Annotated in this window: 17 protein-coding genes and 1 tRNA gene; 9 read left to right on the top strand and 9 right to left on the bottom strand. The window is 74.7% G+C overall.

Annotated elements, in window-relative coordinates:
- Positions 1-59 precede the first annotated feature (59 nt).
- From AB0953_RS14890 to AB0953_RS14870, 5 genes are all read right to left on the bottom strand, one after another.
- On the bottom strand, positions 60-1136 hold the full coding sequence (locus tag AB0953_RS14890) for a DUF916 domain-containing protein (RefSeq protein WP_366859856.1): 1077 nt from the start codon (positions 1134-1136) through the stop codon (positions 60-62).
- 124 nt (positions 1137-1260) lie between these two features.
- Positions 1261-2553, bottom strand: coding sequence for a hypothetical protein (locus AB0953_RS14885; RefSeq protein ID WP_366859855.1), 1293 nt, complete (start codon positions 2551-2553; stop codon positions 1261-1263).
- A 220-nt stretch (positions 2554-2773) separates the two neighbouring features.
- Positions 2774-3964, bottom strand: a complete 1191-nt coding sequence (locus AB0953_RS14880) for a S8 family peptidase (RefSeq protein ID WP_366859854.1) — start codon at positions 3962-3964, stop codon at positions 2774-2776.
- A gap of 78 nt (positions 3965-4042) precedes the next feature.
- Positions 4043-4456, bottom strand: coding sequence for a GNAT family N-acetyltransferase (locus AB0953_RS14875; protein WP_366859853.1), 414 nt, complete (start codon positions 4454-4456; stop codon positions 4043-4045).
- A gap of 168 nt (positions 4457-4624) precedes the next feature.
- The gene (locus AB0953_RS14870) at positions 4625-5326 is read right to left on the bottom strand and encodes a 4'-phosphopantetheinyl transferase superfamily protein (RefSeq protein WP_366859852.1); all 702 of its coding nucleotides are present in this window, start codon (positions 5324-5326) and stop codon (positions 4625-4627) included.
- 121 nt (positions 5327-5447) lie between these two features.
- Between AB0953_RS14870 and AB0953_RS14865 the strand changes: the two genes are divergently transcribed.
- The gene (locus tag AB0953_RS14865) at positions 5448-6218 is read left to right on the top strand and encodes an alpha/beta hydrolase (protein WP_366859851.1); all 771 of its coding nucleotides are present in this window, start codon (positions 5448-5450) and stop codon (positions 6216-6218) included.
- Between the two features lie 84 nt (positions 6219-6302).
- On the opposite strand, the gene AB0953_RS14860 is transcribed toward AB0953_RS14865, so the two are convergent.
- A complete protein-coding gene (locus AB0953_RS14860) occupies positions 6303-6797 on the bottom strand; it encodes a hypothetical protein (RefSeq protein WP_366859850.1) in 495 nt (164 codons plus the stop codon).
- 354 nt (positions 6798-7151) lie between these two features.
- Between AB0953_RS14860 and AB0953_RS14855 the strand changes: the two genes are divergently transcribed.
- Positions 7152-7664 (top strand): phospholipase, encoded by a 513-nt coding sequence (locus AB0953_RS14855; RefSeq protein WP_366859849.1) that lies wholly within the window; start codon positions 7152-7154, stop codon positions 7662-7664.
- 101 nt (positions 7665-7765) lie between these two features.
- On the opposite strand, the gene AB0953_RS14850 is transcribed toward AB0953_RS14855, so the two are convergent.
- On the bottom strand, positions 7766-8545 hold the full coding sequence (locus AB0953_RS14850; protein WP_366859848.1) for a class I SAM-dependent methyltransferase: 780 nt from the start codon (positions 8543-8545) through the stop codon (positions 7766-7768).
- A gap of 148 nt (positions 8546-8693) precedes the next feature.
- Between AB0953_RS14850 and AB0953_RS14845 the strand changes: the two genes are divergently transcribed.
- A complete protein-coding gene (locus tag AB0953_RS14845; protein WP_366859847.1) occupies positions 8694-10229 on the top strand; it encodes an AMP-binding protein in 1536 nt (511 codons plus the stop codon).
- An 86-nt stretch (positions 10230-10315) separates the two neighbouring features.
- Here the strand turns inward: AB0953_RS14845 and AB0953_RS14840 are convergent.
- A tRNA-Arg gene (locus tag AB0953_RS14840) sits at positions 10316-10388 on the bottom strand.
- Positions 10389-10719: 331 nt separating this feature from the next.
- Between AB0953_RS14840 and AB0953_RS14835 the strand changes: the two genes are divergently transcribed.
- The 5 genes from AB0953_RS14835 (at position 10720) to AB0953_RS14815 (ending at position 17563) form a co-directional block, all read left to right on the top strand.
- Entirely contained in the window at positions 10720-12333 is a 1614-nt protein-coding gene (locus AB0953_RS14835) for a dynamin family protein (protein ID WP_366859846.1), read from the top strand.
- 4 nt (positions 12334-12337) lie between these two features.
- Positions 12338-14137 (top strand): GTPase, encoded by a 1800-nt coding sequence (locus AB0953_RS14830; protein WP_366859845.1) that lies wholly within the window; start codon positions 12338-12340, stop codon positions 14135-14137.
- A gap of 97 nt (positions 14138-14234) precedes the next feature.
- On the top strand, positions 14235-14642 hold the full coding sequence (locus AB0953_RS14825) for a single-stranded DNA-binding protein (protein WP_366859844.1): 408 nt from the start codon (positions 14235-14237) through the stop codon (positions 14640-14642).
- A gap of 221 nt (positions 14643-14863) precedes the next feature.
- Positions 14864-15985: a thioester domain-containing protein gene (locus AB0953_RS14820; protein ID WP_366859843.1), complete on the top strand. Its 1122-nt coding sequence runs from the start codon at positions 14864-14866 to the stop codon at positions 15983-15985.
- An 84-nt stretch (positions 15986-16069) separates the two neighbouring features.
- Positions 16070-17563, top strand: a complete 1494-nt coding sequence (locus AB0953_RS14815) for a phosphatase PAP2 family protein (protein WP_366859842.1) — start codon at positions 16070-16072, stop codon at positions 17561-17563.
- A 13-nt stretch (positions 17564-17576) separates the two neighbouring features.
- Here the strand turns inward: AB0953_RS14815 and AB0953_RS14810 are convergent, their stop codons facing one another.
- Positions 17577-18161, bottom strand: a complete 585-nt coding sequence (locus tag AB0953_RS14810) for a hypothetical protein (protein WP_366859841.1) — start codon at positions 18159-18161, stop codon at positions 17577-17579.
- Positions 18162-18335: 174 nt separating this feature from the next.
- Here AB0953_RS14810 and ettA point away from each other — a divergent pair, with 174 nt between their 5' ends.
- Positions 18336-20000 (top strand): energy-dependent translational throttle protein EttA, encoded by a 1665-nt coding sequence (gene ettA / locus AB0953_RS14805; protein ID WP_366859840.1) that lies wholly within the window; start codon positions 18336-18338, stop codon positions 19998-20000.
- The last annotated feature ends 8 nt before the right edge of the window (positions 20001-20008 follow it).

Here is a 20008-nt window from a genome sequence, read left to right as displayed (position 1 = left end):
GGCCGGGGGTTCGCCGTGTCCGGGCCGGGCCGACGGGCCGGGCCGGGCGCGCGGCCGGGTCAGCGGGCCGGGGACAGGGCCGGGGCGGCGTCGTCGTGGTCCGGGCCGGGGCCCGAGGGGGCGGTCGTACGGCGGCGGCGCAGGGCCAGGGCGGCGAGGGCGGCGGCCGCCAGGAGCAGGAGGGCGCCGACTGCCGGCCAGGGGACGGCGAGGAAGGCCGTCTCGGACTGCGCCGCCAGGTCGGGGTAGGCCGTTGCGGTCGCCGAGACCCGGACGGTGACGCGGTCCAGCTGCGGGGCGTCCGGCCACGGCTCGGTCAGCTCGATCCGCTGGCCCGGCAGCAGTACCACCTTCTTTTCGCGGGCCGGCCGGTCCAGCACCGTACGGCCGAACAGCCCCTCGGCCCGCACCCCCGTCTTCGGCTCCAGGACCACGTTGCCGCGGTTGACCAGCGCGTACGTCACCGTGGCGCGGGCCGTGCCGATCCACGGCAGCAGCGGCGTTGACCGGCTGACCTCCACGTCCTCCACGCTCAGCCCGGGCGCGAGGGGCCCCGGCACCCGTACGTACAGCCGCGCCCCGACCTGCCGCTTCACCCCGACCTGGACCTTGCCCTCCTGCCGGATGCCCTCCACCGCGGTGTTGAGGGCGACGATCCCGCCGACGTGGTCGCCGGGGGCGGCGTCCGCGGGCACCCTCACGGTGAACGGGATGTCCGCACGGCCCTTGGGCGGCACCGTCACCGTCGATGCGGCCTGCGGTCCCAGCGCCGTCCACGCCCCCACGCCGACGGGCTTGCGCTCCACCGGGAGCAGGGCGAACGCGCCGCCGGCCGGGGTGTTCACGGCGTCGGTGGCGAAGACCCGGAACGCCAGCTCCCGGTCGGAGGAGTTGAGGATCGTCACGCTGTCGGTGACGGTGCTCCCGGCCGCGCCCTGGTGGAAGAAGTACGCCCGGTCCGTCATCGCGGCGCCCGCCGCGGGCGTCGGGAACACCGCCCAGGTGCCGTTGTCCGCGGCGGCGGCCGGGGCGGCCGGCGCGAGCAGCGCCGCCACCAGGAGCAGCAGGGCGAGGAGCGGGCCGCGCGCGGACGCGCCGGAGCGGGTGCGGGTGCGGCTGCGGAGGCGTGAGCGCATGGGCGGTTCTCCAGTCGGCGCGGGTGGCGGGGAGCGTGCGCGGGCGGGCGCCGGCGGAACGGCGAGGGGGGTGGTGCGGCGCCGGAGCGCCGCACCACCCCGGTTCGGGCCGGTACCGGGCGGGTCAGGCGATCGAGAAGGTGACGACCGTCCGGTAGGTGTCGGCGAACATGAACGCCGGGAGCTGGATCATCCCGGCACCGCCGACCGCGAACTCGCCGCCGGTCAGCTCGTCCCCGCCGGCCGCCTGCGAAGCCACCTTCATCGGCGTGTCGGTGATCGCGCCGGGCGCGCCCGCGGTGCAGGTGCTGGGGCTGTCCGGGTTGGTCACGGTGCAGGACGGCTGGATGCCGAGCTGCGCCTTCGCCATGGAGTGGCCGGTCGCCTCGTTCAGGAACGGCGTACGGGTCGCCGTCACGTCCCAGCCGAGCGTGCCGCCGCGGAAGTCCTGGACGGTCGCCGCGTTGAACACGCCGACCACCGACTGCGCCTTGCCGTTGATGGTGACCGAGGGGAAGGCGACGGCCGGCTGGCCGTCCTTCGGGCCGAGCGCCAGCGGTCCGGGCAGGACCTCGATGTCGACCGGGTTCTTCACGCCCGCCTGGTCCTCCAGGAACACGAAGGACTTGTACGGGGCGACCGAGCCGTCGATCCTGATCGCGTCGGCCTTCTTGGTGACGGTGAGGTTGCAGGTCGCGGCGCCGGAGGCGTCCGCCGTGCCGGCCCCGCTGTCACCGGTCGCCGCGCCCGCGAGCAGAGCCGAGCAGGTGACCGCGCCCGCCGGGAAGTTGGCGCCGGTCACGGTGACGGCGGTGCCCGCCTTGCCGCTGTTCGGCGTCAGCTTCGTGGTGACCGGATCCTTCGGCAGGGCCTCGACCGCGACCGAGCCGAGCGCGGCGCTCGGCCGGGGCGCGGGGGTGCAGGTGGTCGTGAAGACCGATCCGCTGAGGTCCGCGTCGGTGACGGCCAGGTCGAGCTTGACGTCCACCGTGGTGCCCTCGGTGCCGTCGGGGATCTTGACGGTGCCGGAGAACGCCTTCGGGTCGAGCGGCGTGCCGGCCACGACGGTGACGGTCTCCGGCGGGCTGGTCACCACCTGCGTGGTCGCGCCGACCTTAAGCGTGATCTTGGTGGTGTTCACCGTCGTGACGGAGAAGCCGGGGACCAGCGGGCTCGCACCCGGGTCGATGGTGATCGGGACGACGTCCCCCGCCTTGGCCGTGTCGGGCAGGGTGATCGTGTAGTTCTGGTTGCCGGAGCCGTCCGGCTGCGGCGCCGGGGCGTCGCAGTTCTCGAAGACGGGCGTGGTCTTGGTCGCCGCCTGCGCGGTGCCGGCCAGGCCCACCGCGCCGCCCGCCAGCGCCAGGGACAGCGCGCCCACCCCGGCCAGGACTCTTCGTCGAAACGTTGTACTCACTGGGTCGCGACTCCTTCGTCGGACGGACCCCTCCCCCCACCCGCTGTGTGGAGGAGGACGAGCCGGTGCGGTGGCCGACATTGACGCGTCGCGGTCATGAGAAGTCAATGACTTCCCTTTGCCCGAAGCACACAGAATTTGATGTCCCATCAGGTCGGGTTTGTGCCGGTGCTCCTGCCCGTCCCCGTCCCCGTGCCGGCGGGCCCCGGCACCTGCGGGGCTACCCGGCCGGCGAGGAGACCGGGGGCAGGTGCAGCAGCAGGTTCGCGGTCCCGGCCGGCAGGCCGGTGATCCGGTTCACCAGCGCTCCGTGCACCAGCGCGTCGGAGACCTGGGCGGGAGTCTTCGCCTTGGCACCGCTCGCCACGTCCTGCGCGAGGACCAGCGCGGCGGCGCCCGCCACGTGCGGGGCGGCCATCGAGGTGCCGGAGGCGCGGGCGAGCGCGGTGGTGGAGCCCTTCCACGCCGAGGTGACGGACACGCCCGGCGCCGAGAGGTCCACGCAGGGGCCGTAGGAGGAGAACGCGGCCCGCCGGTCGAGGGAGTCGGTCGCGCCGACCGTCAGGGCCGCGGGGACGGCGGCGGGCGAGCCCTTGCAGGCGTCGGCGTTGCCGTTCCCTGCGGCGACGGTGAACGTGATCCCGGCGGCCACGGCCTTGGTGACCGCCTTGTCCAGGGCGTAGCTGCGGCTGCCGCCGATGCTCATGTTGGCGACGGCCGGCCTGCCCGGGGTCTTCGCGGCGTCCTTCACCAGCCAGTTCAGGCCGCCCACGAGTGCCGAGAGGGCCGCGGAGCCCCGGCAGTCGGCCACCTTCACCGAAACCAGGGAGACCTCCTTCGCGACCCCGTGCACCGACCCGCCCAGGGTGCCCGCGACGTGCGTGCCGTGGCCGTTGCAGTCGGTGCTGCCCCTCTCCAGGAACACCCCGTTGTAGCCGGCCCGGGCCCGGCCGCCGAACTCCTGGTGCAGCAGGTTGATTCCGGTGTCCACGACGTACGCGGTGACGCCCCGCCCGGTCGCCGGGTACGTGTACGCGCCGTCCAGCGGCAGGTCGCTCTGGTCGATCCGGTCCAGGGCCCAGGGGGCGGGGACCTGGGTGTCGCTGATCCGGAACTCGGCGTCCGGCTCCACGGAGGCCACCCGCGGGTCGGCGGCCAGCTCCGCGGCGCGCGCGGCGGTGGTGCGCACGGCGAACCCGCTGAGCACCGTGTCGTAGACGGCCCCGACCTCGTCGCCCGCCTCCGCGGCCTCGGCGGCCAGGGTGCGGGCGGAGACGGGGGCGCGGGAGGTGCCGCCCTCGAGGACCACGACGTACGCGGCGGTGGCGGGAGCCGCAGCGGGGTGCGCGGGGAGGGCGGTGGCCGCCGCCAGCAGGGCGGCGGCCGGGAGCAGCGCGGTGAATGCGGTCATGCCGCGATGCTCACCGGCGCGCGGCGGGGGCGCGCGGAGGGTGCGCCGATCGGCCGCACGACACGCCGACGGAAGGGGTCAGCCGGTCAGGGGCCAGCCGCGCATGGCGAAGACGCCCTCGTCGCGGGCGCCGGCGGCGTCGTAGGTGGCCAGGGCGGCCTCGTTGTCGGTGTCGACGCCCACCCACATGCCGTAGCAGCCGCGCGCCTTGGCCTCGCGGGCCAGGGCCTCGGCCAGCGCCCGGCCGATGCCGCGGCGGCGGTAGCCCTCGTCGACGCAGAGCTCGTACAGGCACATCTCGGTGCCCTTGTCGGGATGGGTCATCTCGACCCCCGAGACCATGCCGGCCGGCACCCCGTCGACGTAGGCGATGAGCATCAGGTGCCCCGGCGCGGACAGGAAGCGCTCGGACCAGTCCAGACGGGCCGGGCCGTCGAAAAGGCCTTCCGCGGCCTGGAGTTCGGCGACGGTGCTCGCGACACGGATGTCCATGGCCGTCACGATAATGGTCGCCGTGGTGCACGAGCCTTCTGATGTCCACACGGCGTGGCGGACCGCCCCGCAGGCGGTGCGACGCTCCCTCGGCCTGGCGGACGAGGCACTGGCGGCGGGCGGGCGTGTTCTTGCCGGGCCCCGGCTTTGAACGGCGCCGGGGGGCGGTCAGGGGGTGCGGACGGCGAGGGCGGCTGCGTAGGTCGGGGGGGACGGGAGGTCCGTCAGGCGCCAGCCCGGGAGGGGTGCGGGGGTCGGGCCGGTGCCCACGTAGGGCTCGGCCAGACCTTGTGCCAGGCCGGTGCCGGTGCCCTTGAGGTAGGCCTCCTTGCGGGCCCACAGCCGGGCGAGCACCGGCCGCCGGTCCTCCTCCGCGAGCGCGGCCAGCTCCCGCGTCTCCGCCGGGTGCAGGATGCCCAGCACGTCTTCCACCGCCTCCGCGGGCGGGAGCCCCTCCACGTCGATGCCGACCGGCGCCGCCGCGAACGCCAGATACGCCAGGTCCTCGCTGTGCGAGAGCGAGAACTGCACGCCGCCTCCGGCCACCGCCGGCCGCCCGTGCGGCTCGGCGCAGCACGGGCACTCCTCGCGGACCAGGGAGACCTTCTCCGGGGCGAGCCCGAGGTAGCCGCCGAGCAGCACCCGCAGCCCCACGTGGGAGGCGAGGTAGCGGTGCCGGTCGCCGGGCCGGACGAACCGGTCGGCCCGGCCGCGCTCGTCCGCGTCCAGCAGCCGCAGCGCCTCGTCGACGCGGTGGCCGCCGACCACGTCGAGCGTGGTGTCGAGGGACCACACCGCCACCGCCGCCCCCGCGGGCGGCTCCGCGGTGCGCGGCGCGTCCCCGCCGAGCCGGTTCACGTACGTCGTCACCCGACGAGGGTAGACGAGCGCGCCCCCGCCCGAACAAAGCCGAACGGCCCGAACAAAGATCGGCAGGCTCCTGCTCTCCTGGCTAGGCTCGGCACCTCCGTAGACGATCAAGGAGTTCAGCGTGCGAAGTGCCGTTGTCACAAAGGGAGAAGACCGAATCCGCTGGGTCGAACTGCCCGGCGCCGAACCCGCCCGGGTGTACGTGCACGGGCTGGGCGCGACCGCCCCCGCCTACTTCGCGGCGAGCGCCGTCCACCCCCTGCTGGCAGGGCACCGCTCCCTCCTCGTCGACCTCCTCGGGCACGGGCACAGCGACCGCCCCGAGCAGTTCTCCTACACCCTCGAAGCGCACGCCGACGCCCTCGCCGCGGCCCTCGACTCCGCCGGCGTCACCGGGGCCGAGCTGATCGCCCACAGCATGGGCGGCGCCGTCGCCATCGTGCTGGCCCACCGCCACCCCCGCCTGGTGTCCCGGCTGGTGCTCGTCGACGCCAACCTGGACCCGGTCCCGGTCGTCCCGCGCACCGCCGGCAGCAGCGGGATCGCCTCCTACACCGAGGAGGAGTTCTCGGCCGGCGGCTGGGCCGAGGTGCGCGACCGGGTGGGCGCCCACTGGTGGTCCACGATGCGGCTGGCCGGCCGCAGCGCCCTGCACCGCTCCGCCGTGCACCTCGCGGCGGGCACGACGCCGACGATGCGGGAACTGCTGCTGGAGCTGAAGATCCCGCGCAGCTACCTCCTGCCCGAGGCCGACGGCCCGCTCGCCGGAGCCGAGGCCCTCCGGGCGGCCGGCGTCGACATCGTCCCCGTACCGGACTGCGGGCACAACATCATGCTCGACAACCCGGAGGCCTTCGCCCGGGCCACCGCGGACGCCCTCGCCCGCGGCTAGGTCGTCTCTTTCGGATCTTGCCGGTCAAGCCCGCGTCGTCCGGTGCCGGGCGGCGCGGGTCAGGCAGGATCCGGAAGAGACGGCCTAGCGGGCCCGGCCCTGCTGCGCCCCGGGCGACGGGGTCCCGTCGGTCCAGGCGTAGACGCGCTTGCCGCGCACGGCCACCTGGTACTGGCGGGCGTCGCGGCACTCGGGCCGCTCCTCGGACCGGGTGCCGCGCGGCCACCAGGTCGCGCTCAACTCGCGCCCCCGCAGCCGGTTCGGCGTGCCGGCGGTGCACTGCGGACCGTCCAGCGGGGTCGAGCCGAGCGTGAAGCGGATCAGCCGGGCCTCACCGGTGCTGCGCGCCCGTATGCGTATGTCCGTGGCGTCCTTGGGCACCCAGGACGGCAGCCTGAACGCCTGCGCGCCGCGCGTGGGCGCGTCCGCAGCGGTCGCGTACCGCCTGGTCTTCTCGTGGAACACCTGGTCGTTGATCGAGTCGGTCACGGGGTTGGGCGGGAGGTTGGGGAGGGCGAATGCAGCGGTGGCGAGGACGCCCACGCCGGCGGCGGCGATGACGAGGGGACGGCGCTTCATGTGATCAGTCTCGGGGCGCGGGCACCGATCGTGCGTCCCTCCCCAGGACGAACCTGAAGTCTGTCTGAAGTCTGACGTCGAGTCGTACCAGAGGACTGCCCCGTCTACGGCCGCGCCCCGCGGCGGCCCGGTCCACGGCAGCCGCCGCATCCGTGGGCGCCCGCCGCATCCGCCGCATCCGCGCCCCAAGCTCCCGACACCGCCGCCCGCGCGCCCCGTTATAGGCGTCGTGGGGATCGGCGGTATGCGCTCCTCCGAGTCCGATCCCGTCGCCGCACCGGCAGTTGGCCGGGGCGGCCGGTCCCCGCGCTCCCCCCGCGGGCTCCCCACCCGCCCCCGTCCTGGAGGAATGCCATGCGCCGTCGTCTCGCACCCGTCCTCGCGTCCGCGGCCGCGGCCGGCGTGCTCGTGTTCGCGGCTCCCGCGTCCGCCGTCCCGGCCGACAAGCCGCGGGTGCTGAGCACCTGGACGCAGACCAGCGCCTCCAGCTACGGCGCCTGGGTCGCCGCCCGCGGCAACCAGGCCAAGTGGGCGGCGTACGGGTTCGACTGGTCGACGGACCACTGCTCCTCCTCGCCCGACAACCCCTTCGGGTTCCCGTTCCGGACCTCCTGCGCCCGCCACGACTTCGGCTACCGCAACTACAAGGCCGCCGGCACCTTCCCGGCCCACAAGAGCCGCCTCGACGACGCCCTCTACGCAGACCTGAGGCGGGTGTGCTCGGCGTACTCCGGTGCGAAGAAGACCTCCTGCGACAGCACCGCCTGGACCTACTACCAGGCGGTCAAGGCCTTCGGCGTCTCATCCGAGGCCGTCCCGGCCGCCGAGCCGGGCGACCGCCCGGCAGTCCGGTCCGCCGCGCGGTAACCGCTCCCCCACCGGCCCCGGCCACCAGCCGTCCCGCCGGGGGGCGAGTGCGCGCCCCCCGGCGGTGGGACCACGATGGCAGCGGGGGCTTCGGAGATCGATTACTCGCCAGGCAATGCGGCCGGGGCCCCGGGGGAGGGGCGCAGGGGCGGGCGTACGGCCACGCTCAGGTCGACCACGTAGTGCTCCACGAGCAGGCCGTCCGGAAACAGCGCCCGGAGCCGTTCGCGCTCCTCCGCCAGGAAGTCGTCCGTGCCCGGCCTGCCGATCAGGAAGAGCGAATGGGTGGACAGCTTGGCCAGGTGGAAGTCCACCGGCACCCGCCGCGACCAGCGCAGCAGGCGCCGGGTGAACTCCACGCCGCCCTGGGAGCGGGCCCGCTCGTTGATGTAGAAGCCGGGGCCGAAGCGTTCCTCGATCCGCGCCCGCTGGGCGGCGATCCACTCCACGCCGACGTCCGGGTCGTTCGAGAAGACTGCCAGCGCCCCGCCCGGGCGCAGGACGCGCAGCGCCTCGGGCACCGAGCGGGACGGGTCGGTCCAGTGCCAGGACTGCGCGTACGTCAGCAGATCGAGCGATCCGGCCGCGAACGGCAGCCTGTCCCCGTCCCCCCGTACGAGCGGAATCCGCGGGTGGCGGCGCCGCAGCTCGGCGGCCATGCCCGCCCCCGGCTCGACCGCCACCACCCGGGCCCCCCGCGACTGCAGCAGGGCGGTGGCGATACCCGTCCCGGCGCCGACGTCCGCGACGCGCGCGCCGGCCGGCGGGATTCCGGAGAGCTCCTCCAGTGCGTCGAGGAGCGCGGGCGGGTAGGAGGGACGGTGGTCGGCGTAGCGCGCGGCGGCCGCACTGAAGGAGCGGGCGCGGGAGGCATCCGTCATGCCGTCCATGCTGCGCCGACGGGGCCCCGGGGCGTCAACGGCGCACGGCGGCGGCGCCCGGCGACGATGCCGGCCGGCCCGGCGCGGCGAAAGCCCGGCCGTACGGTCGGCGGCCGTCTCCACCCGCAGGAGAGGACGGGAGCAGGGCATGGCGGCAGCACGGTACGTCACCGGCCTGGTCGGCGCGCTGGAGCGGTACGCGGGCCGCCCCGCGCTCGGCGGCGGGGGCCGGCTTCTGGACCATTCCGGGCTGCTGGAGCTGGTGTACCGGCTGGCCGGCGAGCTGTCCGACCGCGGCGTCGGCCGGGGCGCCGGACTCGCCTGCGTCTTCGGCGGGAACCGGCCGGAGGTGGTGCAGGTGCGGCTGGCCGCCCATCTGCTGGGCGCGCGGCTGACCCAGGTCGTCACCGACCGCTCCACGTACGGGCTGGACTTCATCCTGCGCGACTGCCGGCCCCGCCTGGTGGTGCACGACATCGCGGTGCCGCAGACGCCCTGGGCGGCCCGGCTGGGCCTGGACGAGCTGCTGGCGGCGGCCGCCCGCCGGCCGGCGGAGCCGCTGCCGGTGGCCGCGCGGGAGGACGACATCGCCCGGGTCGCGTACACCAGCGGCACGACCGGCACGCCCAAGGGGGTGGCCTCCACCTTCCGCGCCCTGGCGGCCCGCACGGACGGCCGTGCGGGCCGCGAGGCACCGGAAGGGCGCCGGGGCCGTGAGCTCCCCCCGCCCCCGACGTACGTGTCCGTCACCTCGCTGGCCCAGCGCGCGGGCGGCCGCTGCCTGGAGCAGCTGCGGTCCGGGGGCCGTACGGAGGTCCTGGGCGCCTTCGAGCCGCGGGAGTTCGCGGCCGTCTGCCGGCGGCTCGGGCCCGTGGCGACGTACCTGATGCCCGGCATGGTCTACCGCCTGCTCGACGATCCCGCCACGGCCGGCGGGATCCCCGGCCTGGGGGTGGTCTCGTACGGGGCCGCCCCCATCCTGCCGGAGCGGCTGCGCGAGGCCGTGACCCGCTGGGGCGGCCGCTGGCAGCAGGGCTACGGCATGAACGAGTCGGCGGTGATCTGCCGCCTCACCGCCGGCGACCACGAGGCCGCCGTCGCCGGCCGGCCGGGGCTGCTCGCCTCGGTCGGACGGCCGGCGCCCGGGGTCGAGGTGGAGGTCCGCGATCCGGCCGGCCGGCCGCTGCCGGCCGGGAGCACGGGCGAGGTCTGGACGCGCTCGGCGGCCATGATGACCGGCTACTGGGGCCGCCCCGACCTCACCGCGGCCGCGATCCGGGACGGCTGGCTGCGCACCGGCGACCTGGGGCACCTCGACGCGGACGGCTACCTCCACCTCGACGACCGGCTGGCGGACGCGGTGCTGGTCGACGGGGACAACGTCTACTGCCTGCCGGTGGAGGCGGCCCTGACCCGGCATCCCGCGATCGCCCGGGCAGCGGTGGTGGGCCGCCCGAGCGCCACGACGGGCGAGGAGGTCTGCGCCTTCCTGGTCCCGGCCCCGGGCCGCGCCCCGGCTCCGGCGACCGCGGCCGAGGCCTGCGCCCTGGTGGAGGAAACCCTCTCCCCGGCGCACCGCCCGACGGCCGTGTTCTGGCGCGCGGACCTTCCGCTGACCCCCCAGGGAAAACCCGATAAATCCCTTCTCCGCGCCGAGGCGGGGTTCACCGGTGAAAGCAGATGAAAAACAGATAAAACGTCCCGCCCCGGGAACGCGCGCGCATACACGGAAGCCCTCCCGGGGGAGGGCTTCGACTGGGGTGGTGAAAGCGCCCCCGGCAGGACTCGAACCTGCGGCCAAGTGCTTAGAAGGCACCTGCTCTATCCACTGAGCTACGGGGGCCGGAAGGTGGCCGTGGTGGCCTGGAGCCCCGGGGTGGGGGTGTGACTGTCGTCCGTGCCGGGTCAAGGATAGGGCTCCGGTTGCCTTGTCCCGGTTGCTTCACCCGCGTGCCACGATGTGGAGGTTCGGTGAAGCGGTCCCGATAATCGCAGGCAGGTGCGATTCTCGCACCGCTTTTGCGCCGCGGCGCCCTGGGTGTTGTGCACTCGTTATGCCTGCGTCCCACTCGTCTGCTCTGACCGGAAGGTCCCTCCGAGTCGCGGTCGGCGCGCAGAGGGCGTATAAGCTTCAAAAATGGTCCTAAATTGGGCATTCTTCGCATGTGGTGACCTTGGATGTTCGGCCTCAGCTGCTCGATGCCCTGTCCGCCCTGCGCGACCGGGTCGCGTCCGTGCGTCTGCCGCTGCCCCTGCCCGGCGCCCCGCGCGCCCGCCAGACCAGAGCCGAGCTGCTCGCGCAGCTCGACGACTACCTCGTACCGCGGTTGAAGGCGCCCGAGGCCCCGCTGCTCGCCGTCGTCGGCGGGTCCACCGGGGCCGGCAAGTCCACCCTCGTCAACTCCCTGGTGGGCCGCCAGGTGAGCGAAGCGGGAGTCCTGCGGCCCACCACCCGCGTCCCCGTGCTCGTGTGCCACCCCGACGACCACCACTGGTTCGCCGGGATGCGGGTCCTGCCCGACCTGCTGCGGGTGTGGGCGCCGCCCGGCGACGACGATCCGTATCCGGACACCGGCCGGGCGGACGACGCCGGGCGGGAGGACGGCGCGCCCACCCGTGAGCTGCGGATCGAGACCGTCACCGGGCTGCCCCGGGGCCTGGCCCTCCTCGACGCCCCCGACATCGACTCCCTCGTCGTCGAGAACCGCACCCTCGCCGCCGAGCTGATCTGCGCCGCCGACGTCTGGGTCATGGTCACCACCGCCTCCCGCTACGCCGACGCCGTCCCCTGGCACCTGCTGCGCACCGCCAAGCAGTACAAGGCCACCCTCGTCATCGTCCTGGACCGGGTGCCGCACCAGGTGCTCGCCGAGGTCTCCCGGCAGTACGGGGCGCTCCTGACCCGCGCAGGGCTCGGCGACGTGCCGCGCTTCACGGTGCCCGAGCTGCCCGAATCGGCCGGCGGGGGCGGGCTGCTGCCGGCCAGCGCCGTAGCCCCGCTCGGGGCCTGGCTCGCCCACCACGCCCAGGACCCGGCCGCCCGGCAGTACGCCGTCGGCCGCACCGCGCTCGGCGCGCTGGACTCCCTCGGGCGCCGGATGCCGGAGCTCGCCTCGGCCGTCGCAGCCCAGTACGCCGCCGCCGTACGGCTCACCACGGCCGTGGAGGACGCGTACAAGCAGGAGGGCAAGCGGGTGCGGGCCCGGCTCGACCAGGGCGCCGTACTCGCCGGCGACGCGCTGACCCGGTGGCGCGGCTACCCCCTCGACACCACCGCCGACGAACTGCTCGACTCGCTCGCCGAATCCCTCGCAGCCCTCCTGCAGTGCGCCGTCGCCGCCGCCGACGAGCGGATCGCCGAGGCCTGGCGGCGCGAGCCGGCCGCCGGGGCGGTGCCCGTGCCCGTCCCGGACCGGGAGGCGGCGGAACGCATCGGCATGGCGGTACGCCGCTGGCGGCGCGTCCTGGAGGAACTCGCCGAGCAGGAGGTCGCCTGGTCCGAGCGGCAGCCCGCCCCCGACGCCGACGCGGTCGCCGCCCTGCTCGTCGCGGCGCTCCTCGGGGGCAGGCGGGCCCGCCCCGCGGGCGAGAGGCTCGCCGAGCGGATCGGCGTACAGGCCGCCGTACGGCTGCGCGACCGCGGCGGCGAGCTCGTCGCCGACCACCTCGAACAGGTGCTGCGCGCCGAACGTGACCGGCGCCTGGCACCGCTGGAGGCCCTCGAGGTCACCCCTGAGCCGCAGGCCGAGCTGATCGCCGCGCTGTCCGTACTGCAGAAGGAGAGGTGACGCGGTGAACTTCCTGACCGACCGCACCGACGACCGCTGGGACGACGGACTGATCGCACGCTCGCGCCGCGCCCGCGAGGCGGACGACGACGGGGACGACGACGATGCGCTGGTGCGGGCCCTGTCGGGCGCCGGCAGCGACGGCGGCCGGACGCCCGCGCCCCCCGTCAGCCCCGAGGCCCGAGCCCTGCGCAGCCGGCTGGAGGCGCTGGGCCGGCTGGTCGCGCTCTCCCGGACCCGGCTCGACGGCAAGACCCTCGCCGAGGCCGGTCGGGTCCTGGACGAGGCGGCGGCGCGGCGCGGGCTGTCGGCGCAGCACACGGTCGTCGCGATCGCAGGAGCCACCGGAAGCGGCAAGTCCACCCTGTTCAACGCACTCGCGGGGGTGCCGATCTCCGAGACCGGGCTGCGCCGCCCGACGACCGCCGCGCCCATCGCGTGCAGCTGGTCCGACGGCGCGGCCGGGCTGCTGGACCGGCTCGAGATCCCCGGCCGGCTGCGGCGCCGCCCCCGCGAGACCACCGAGACCGGCGCGCTGCGCGGGCTGGTCCTGGTGGACCTGCCCGACCTGGACTCCGCGGTGGGCGCCCACCGCGAGCACGTGGACCGCGTCCTGGCGCTGGTCGACGCCGTGGTGTGGGTGGTGGACCCGGAGAAGTACGCCGACGCGGTGCTGCACGAGCGGTACCTGCGCCCGCTCGCCGGACACGCCGAGGTGACGTTCGTGGTGCTCAACCAGGTGGACCGGCTGCCGGGGGAGGCCGCCGACCTCGTCCTGGACGACCTGCGCAGGCTGCTGGACGAGGACGGCATCGCGCTCGGCGAGCACGACGAGCCCGGCGCCACCGTCCTCGGGCTGTCCGCGCTGACCGGCGAGGGCGTCGGGGAACTGCGCGAACTGCTCGGCCAGTTCACCCAGGAGCGCGGCGCCGCCACCCGGCGGATCGCCGCCGACGTCGACCGCGCCGCCGACCGCATGCGCCCGCTGTACGTGGCCGACGGCCACCCGGGGCCCGAGATCGGCGAGGAGGCGCGCGCCGAGTTCGAGGACCGGCTCGCGGAGGCGGTCGGGGCGCATGCGGCCGGGCTCGCCGCCGAGCGGGCCTGGCGGCGCAACGCCGGCAAGGCGTGCGGCACCCCGTGGCTGCGGCTGTGGCGCTGGTACGAGAGCCGGCGCTCCCCGCGCACGCTGGCCGCCCTCGAGGCGGGCAGCGGCGGGACCGCCTCCGGGGCGGGTCCGGCGCAGGAGGAGGTCACGGCGCGGCAGCGGGTGGAGCAGGCCGTACGGGCCGTCGCCGATGCGTCGGTGGCCGGGCTGCCCGACCCCTGGGCCCAGGCCGTACGGGAGACCGCGGTGCGCGGCGGCGAGCAGCTGCCCCGGCTGCTGGACGAGGTCGCGGTGACGCTCGGCGCGGCCGCCGCGGTGCCGGGCGCCAAGCCGCCGCGGCCCGCGTGGTGGCCGGCGGCCGTGCTGGCGCAGGCGGCGATGACGCTGCTGCAGGTCTACGGCGGGCTGTGGCTGGTCGGGCAGATCGCCGGGGTGCTCGAGCCGGACCTGCTGCCGCCCGTGCTGCTGATGGCGGCGGGCATCGTCGGCGGGCCGCTGGTGGAGTGGGCCTGCTCGATCGCGGCGCGGGGACCGGCGCGGCGGTACGGGCAGGACGCCGAGCGGCGGCTGCGGCAGGCGGCGGCCGGGTGCGGGCGGGCACGGGTGCTGGAGCCGGTGGCGGCCGAGCTGCTGCGCTACCGGGAGGTGCGGGAGCAGTACGCGACGGTGGCGAAGTTGTCCACAACCCGTCAGTAATCCACAGGCCGCGCCCGGGTGCGGGGGCGGTCGGCCACTGTGGTCGTACGCCGCGCGGAGGGTCCGTGCGGGGACCGACGCGGGGGAGGCGGCCGCGGTGAACGACACGCTGGTGACGCTGATCGGCCATGTGGCCACGCAGATTGACTACAAAGAGACCGTCAACGGGCCGTCCGCACGGTTCCGTTTCGCGGTCACACCACGGTATTTTGACCGACGCAAGGACGCTTGGACGGATGGGGCCACCAGCTTCTACACCGTGTGGGCCCGACGCACCCTCGCGGTGAATCTGACCGGTTCCGTTTCGGTCGGCGAGCCGTTGGTGGTGCACGGGCGGCTGAGGGTGCGGGACGACCCGCCCGACGCCGACGGGAACCGCTGGTTCTCGGCGGAGATCGACGCCACCGCCATCGGCCACGACCTCAACCGGGGGACGGCCGCGTTCCGCCGCGTGGTCAAGGCGGAGCCGTCGCTGATGGTCACTCAGAAGGCGGCGGTGGTCTGAGTGTTCGAGGCGGCTAGGATTCCCCGGTACTCACGGGCACCAGGGTCTTTGGCCCGAAGGGGAAGACTGTGTCGATTGGCGTTCCCGCATCCTCCGCTTCTGATTCCGCTTCTGCTCCGCGCACTGCTGCTGCGGCTGCCGCCGCTGCTGTCGCCGTTGCCGGTCGCGCCCTGCCTGCCGCTGCCGCGGCGGGGCGGGGCTCCGCGCGGCGGCCGCTGGCGGTGGCCCTCCTGGCCGCGGCCCTCGCGGCCGCGCCCGGGGCGACGGCGGCCGCCGACTCCGGCGCGCCGGCCGCCCGGGCACCGGAGGGGGCGACCGCCGTACTGGACGGGCTCAAGACCTTCGGGCAGGCCGTCCTGCACGCCCCCGACGGGTCGGTCCGGCAGATCCCGGCCGGGCTGTACGAGATGCGGGTCGACGGCGGCGGGATGCTCCAGACCTACGGGGTCGGGGTGGCCGGCAACGCGCAGCCCCAGGCCCGGTACACGGAGAGCGGCTGGAGCGGCAGCCCGCTCGCCGGGAACGCCGAGGCGGGCCGGATCCGCTGGGTCCTGGAGCACTCCTACCCCCAGCTGAACGATCTCGTCGGGCTGGCCAAGGCGGCCGGGGCCGGGGCGCTCACCGCGGAGAGCGCGGCGGCCGGGACCCAGGTGGCGATCTGGCGGCTGGCGGACGGGGTGCAGGTGGAGGCCGCCGATCCGGCGGCGGAGAAGCTCGCCGACTACCTCCAGCGGTCCGCCGGGCGCCTGCCGGAGCCGCCGGCCTCGCTCCACCTGGATCCGGCGAGCGTCTCCGGGCCGGTGGGCAGCCGGATCGGGCCGGTGACCGTGCGCACCGGGGCGCAGAGCGTGGCGGTCACGCCGGATGCGGCGGCCGTGGCCCTGGGGGTGCGGGTCGTCGATGCCGAGGGCCAACCGGTCACCGCGGCGGCCAACGGGAGCCGGCTGTACGTCGAGGTGCCGGCGGGCACCCCGGACGGGACCGCCTCCATCAGCGTCCAGGGCTCCACGAAGGTGCCGGTCGGGCGGGTCTTCACCAGCGGCCTGCCCGCCCAGGCGCAGATCGTGGCCGGCTCCAGCGAGTCCGCGGCCGCGGCCCGGGCGACGGCCCTGTGGCCGCAGCCGCTGGTGGCCGAGGCGGGTACGGGCGGCGGGGGGAGCGCGGTGACGGCCGCCTCCGCCGCGGCCGAGCCCCCCACCAGCCCGGACGAGGAACGCCTCGCCACGAGCGGCAGCTCGGCCGCCACGCCCGTGATCGCGTCGCTGGCGGTGGGACTGGTGGTGCTGGGCGGGCTCGTGGTGCTGCTGGTCCGCAAGCGGCCGCTGGAGGACGACGAGGCGTAGACGACGAGGCGCAGGGGGTGCGTACGGGGGGACAGCGCTCGATCGGCCCGATTCCGTGACCCGGTCCCGGGGTAGGCGCGGACAATGGCTGATCAAGAACTGACTTGGTGGGGCACCGCTGCGCGGTGGGACCGGGCCCTGTTCGACGCAGTGGCCCGGCGGCACTGGCCCGGCGGCGACCGAGTGCTGCCGCGGCTCAGCCGCGCCGCCAACCACGGGGTGCTCTGGGGCGCGGCCGCGGCGGCCATCGCCGCCTTCGGCCCGCCCGAGGCCCGCAAGGCCGCGCTGCGCGCATCGGCCTCGCTGGCCCTGGCCTCGGCGACGATCAACACCATCGGCAAGTGGTCCGTGCGCCGTCCGAGGCCGCTGCTCGACGGGGTGCCCGCCGTGCGGCAGCTGGCCGTCCAGCCGCTGACCACCTCCTTCCCCTCCGGACACTCGGCCTCCGCGTTCGCCTTCACCACCGGGCTGGCGCTGCACGCGCCGCTGTGGGGCGCGGCGCTGGCCCCCGTGGCCGCGTCCGTGGCGTTCTCCCGCGTGTACACGGGCGTGCACTACCCGTCCGACGTGGCTGCGGGGGCCGCGCTGGGCGTGGCCGCAGGCTTCGCCGTGCGCCGGCTGGCCGCCCGTATCGAGGAGGCCCGGGCCGTCCCGCGGGACGAGCCGGCCGCCGCCGACGCCCCGGCCCTGCCCGACGGCGAGGGGCTCGTGGTGGTCGTCAATGCCGCCTCGGGGACCCCGGCCGCCGCCGGGCTCGACGTCCTGCGCGCCGCCCTGCCCGCGGCCGAGGTGGTCGAGTGCGACGGCACGGAGCTGCCCGAGGCGCTGGCGGACGCCGCCTCCCGGGCCGCCGTCCTCGGGGTGTGGGGCGGCGACGGCACCCTCAACGCGGCCGCCGGCGCCGCGATGAAGGCCGGGGTGCCGCTCGCCGTGTTCCCCGGCGGCACCATGAACCACTTCGCGCTCGACCTCGGCCTGACCGGCCCGGAGGACACCTGCCGCGCCGTCGCCGAGGGCCGTGCCGTCCGTGTCGCCGTCGGCCGCTTCACCCCCGGGTCCGAGGACGGGCCGGCGGAGCCGGGGTACTTCCTGAACACCTTCAGCATCGGGGCGTACCCCGAGCTGCTGCGCCACCGGCTGCACTGGTCCCCGCGGATCGGCAGCGGCCCGGCCGCGCTGCTCGCCGCCTGGAAGGTGCTGCGGGCCGAGCGGCCGGTGCGGCTGCGGCTGGCCGGGCGCCGGCGCAGCGTCTGGCTGCTGTTCGCGGGCAACGGCACCTACCACGGCACCGGCCCGGCGCCGCGCCGCCGCGAGGGCCTCGGCGAGGCCCTGCTGGACGTCCGCCTCGTCCACGGCGGCGGCCGCCCCGGCCCCCGCCTCCTCGCCGCGGCCTTCACCGGACCCCTCTCGCGCTCCCCGCTGCACACGGCCACCAGCCTGCGCACTCTCCGGATCGCCGAGATCCCGCCCGACACCCCCTTCGCGTACGACGGCGAGTACGCCCGCTCCCCCTCCTCCCTGACCCTCGACACCATGCCCGCGGCCTTGACGGTGTACCGCCCGGACCGCCGGGACTGACGGCGCCGTGGTCTCAGCTCACGGCCGCCGCCGGGGCCGGGGCGGAGGCGGCCGCCCCGACCCCGAGGTCGGTCCGCATCACCGCGCGCATCCGGTCCCAGCGCCGGTAGAGGTGGTGGAAGTCCCCCGTGCGTATCTCGTCGAACGAGCCGTCCGGCTCCGGACTGCCCTCGTCCAGGCACATGATCCGGCGGTACATGTCGGACAGGGCGCCGCTCATCCCGTCGAGCTCGGCCAGCACCGAGGCGGAGGCGATCATCTGCGCCTCGGCGAAGGCCGAGTGGTGCTCCCGCCGCGCCTCCTCGAGCGCCTCCCGGGCATCGGCGGTCACCTCCCTTTTTTGTATCAGCCACAGGAAGTTCATCAGCTGCGTCCGGTAGCGGCGGAAGACCGCGTTGACGTTCATGTAGCAGTCCCGGCGGCGGTCCAGCTCCGCCTTCTCCTGCTCCCGCAGCCACTGGACCTCCGCCAGCCGCCGCTGGCGCTCGAACTGGTCCGTCTGGACGCGGGCCAGGGACCGGTGCGACAGGACGGCCACGACGAGCGTGCCGGTGACGCCGACCAGCGCGGTGGCCAGTCCGACCAGAGCGTTTCCCACAGAGCTCCCCTTCTCCGTGCTCGTGCCATGGATGTACGGACATCCTGCCCCGCCCGCGGCCGGGCCCGGCCCCGCCGCAGATCAGGGCGCTGACCATACGGGTTTCCGTCGCAGGGTGGACGGCTGGCAAGATGGGGTGTATCTGCCCACCATCGATCTGCCGGACGGTTTCTCTTGGCTGAGTTCATCTACACCATGCGCAAGGCGCGCAAGGCGCACGGCGACAAGGTGATCCTCGATGACGTCTTCCTGAACTTCCTGCCCGGGGCGAAGATCGGTGTGGTCGGCCCGAACGGCGCCGGCAAGTCCACCGTCCTGAAGATCATGGCGGGCATCGAGCAGCCGTCCAACGGCGACGCCTTCCTCTCGCCCGGCTACAGCGTCGGCATCCTCATGCAGGAGCCCAAGCTCGACGAGTCCAAGACGGTCCTGGAGAACGTCGAGGACGGCGTCGCCGAGATCAAGGGCAAGCTCAACCGGTTCAACGCCATCGCCGAGGAGATGGCCACGAACTACACGGACGAGCTGATGGAGGAGATGGGCAAGCTCCAGGACGACCTGGACCACGCCAACGCGTGGGACCTCGACGCCCAGCTGGAGCAGGCCATGGACGCCCTGGGCTGCCCGCCCGGCGACTGGCCCGTCGTCAACCTCTCCGGTGGTGAGAAGCGCCGCGTCGCCCTCTGCAAGCTCCTGCTGGAGGCCCCCGACCTGCTGCTCCTCGACGAGCCCACCAACCACCTCGACGCCGAGTCCGTGAACTGGCTCGAGCAGCACCTGGCCCAGTACAAGGGCTGCGTCGTGGCCGTCACCCACGACCGCTACTTCCTGGACAACGTCGCCGAGTGGATCCTCGAGCTCGACCGCGGCCGCGCCCACCCCTACGAGGGCAACTACTCCACCTACCTGGAGAAGAAGGCCGAGCGCCTCAAGGTCGAGGGCAAGAAGGACGAGAAGCGCCAGAAGCGCCTCAAGGAAGAGCTGGAGTGGGTCCGCTCCAACGCCAAGGGCCGCCAGGCCAAGTCCAAGGCCCGTCTCGCGCGCTACGAGGAGATGGCCGCCGAGGCGGAGAAGATGCGGAAGCTGGACTTCGAGGAGATCCAGATCCCGCCGGGCCCGCGCCTGGGCTCCATCGTCGTCGAGGTCAACAACCTCTCGAAGGCCTTCGGCGACAAGGTCCTCATCGACGACCTGTCCTTCACGCTGCCGCGCAACGGCATCGTCGGCATCATCGGTCCGAACGGTGCGGGCAAGACCACGCTGTTCAAGATGATCCAGGGCCTGGAGAACCCGGACTCCGGCGACATCAAGGTCGGCGAGACCGTCAAGATCTCCTACGTCGACCAGGGCCGTGCCAACATCGACCCGAAGAAGACCCTGTGGGCGGTCGTCTCGGACGAGCTGGACTACATCAACGTCGGCCAGGTCGAGATGCCCTCCCGCGCCTACGTCTCCGCGTTCGGCTTCAAGGGCCCGGACCAGCAGAAGCCCGCCGGCGTCCTCTCCGGCGGTGAGCGCAACCGCCTGAACCTGGCGCTCACCCTCAAGCAGGGCGGCAACCTGCTGCTCCTCGACGAGCCGACCAACGACCTCGACGTCGAGACCCTGTCCTCCCTCGAGAACGCGCTGCTGGACTTCCCCGGCTGCGCCGTGGTCGTCTCCCACGACCGCTGGTTCCTCGACCGGGTCGCCACGCACATCCTGGCGTACGAGGGCGACTCGAAGTGGTTCTGGTTCGAGGGCAACTTCGAGTCCTACGAGAAGAACAAGGTCGAGCGGCTCGGCCCGGACGCCACCCGTCCGCACCGCGCCACCTACAAGAAGCTCACCCGGGGCTGAGGCAGGCA

It is taken from the genome of Streptomyces sp. NPDC046866 (genome assembly GCF_040704625.1).
GTDB lineage: Bacteria > Actinomycetota > Actinomycetes > Streptomycetales > Streptomycetaceae > Streptomyces.
Note: the sequence above shows the minus strand (reverse complement) of the source record. Positions and strands in the feature narration are given on the sequence as shown.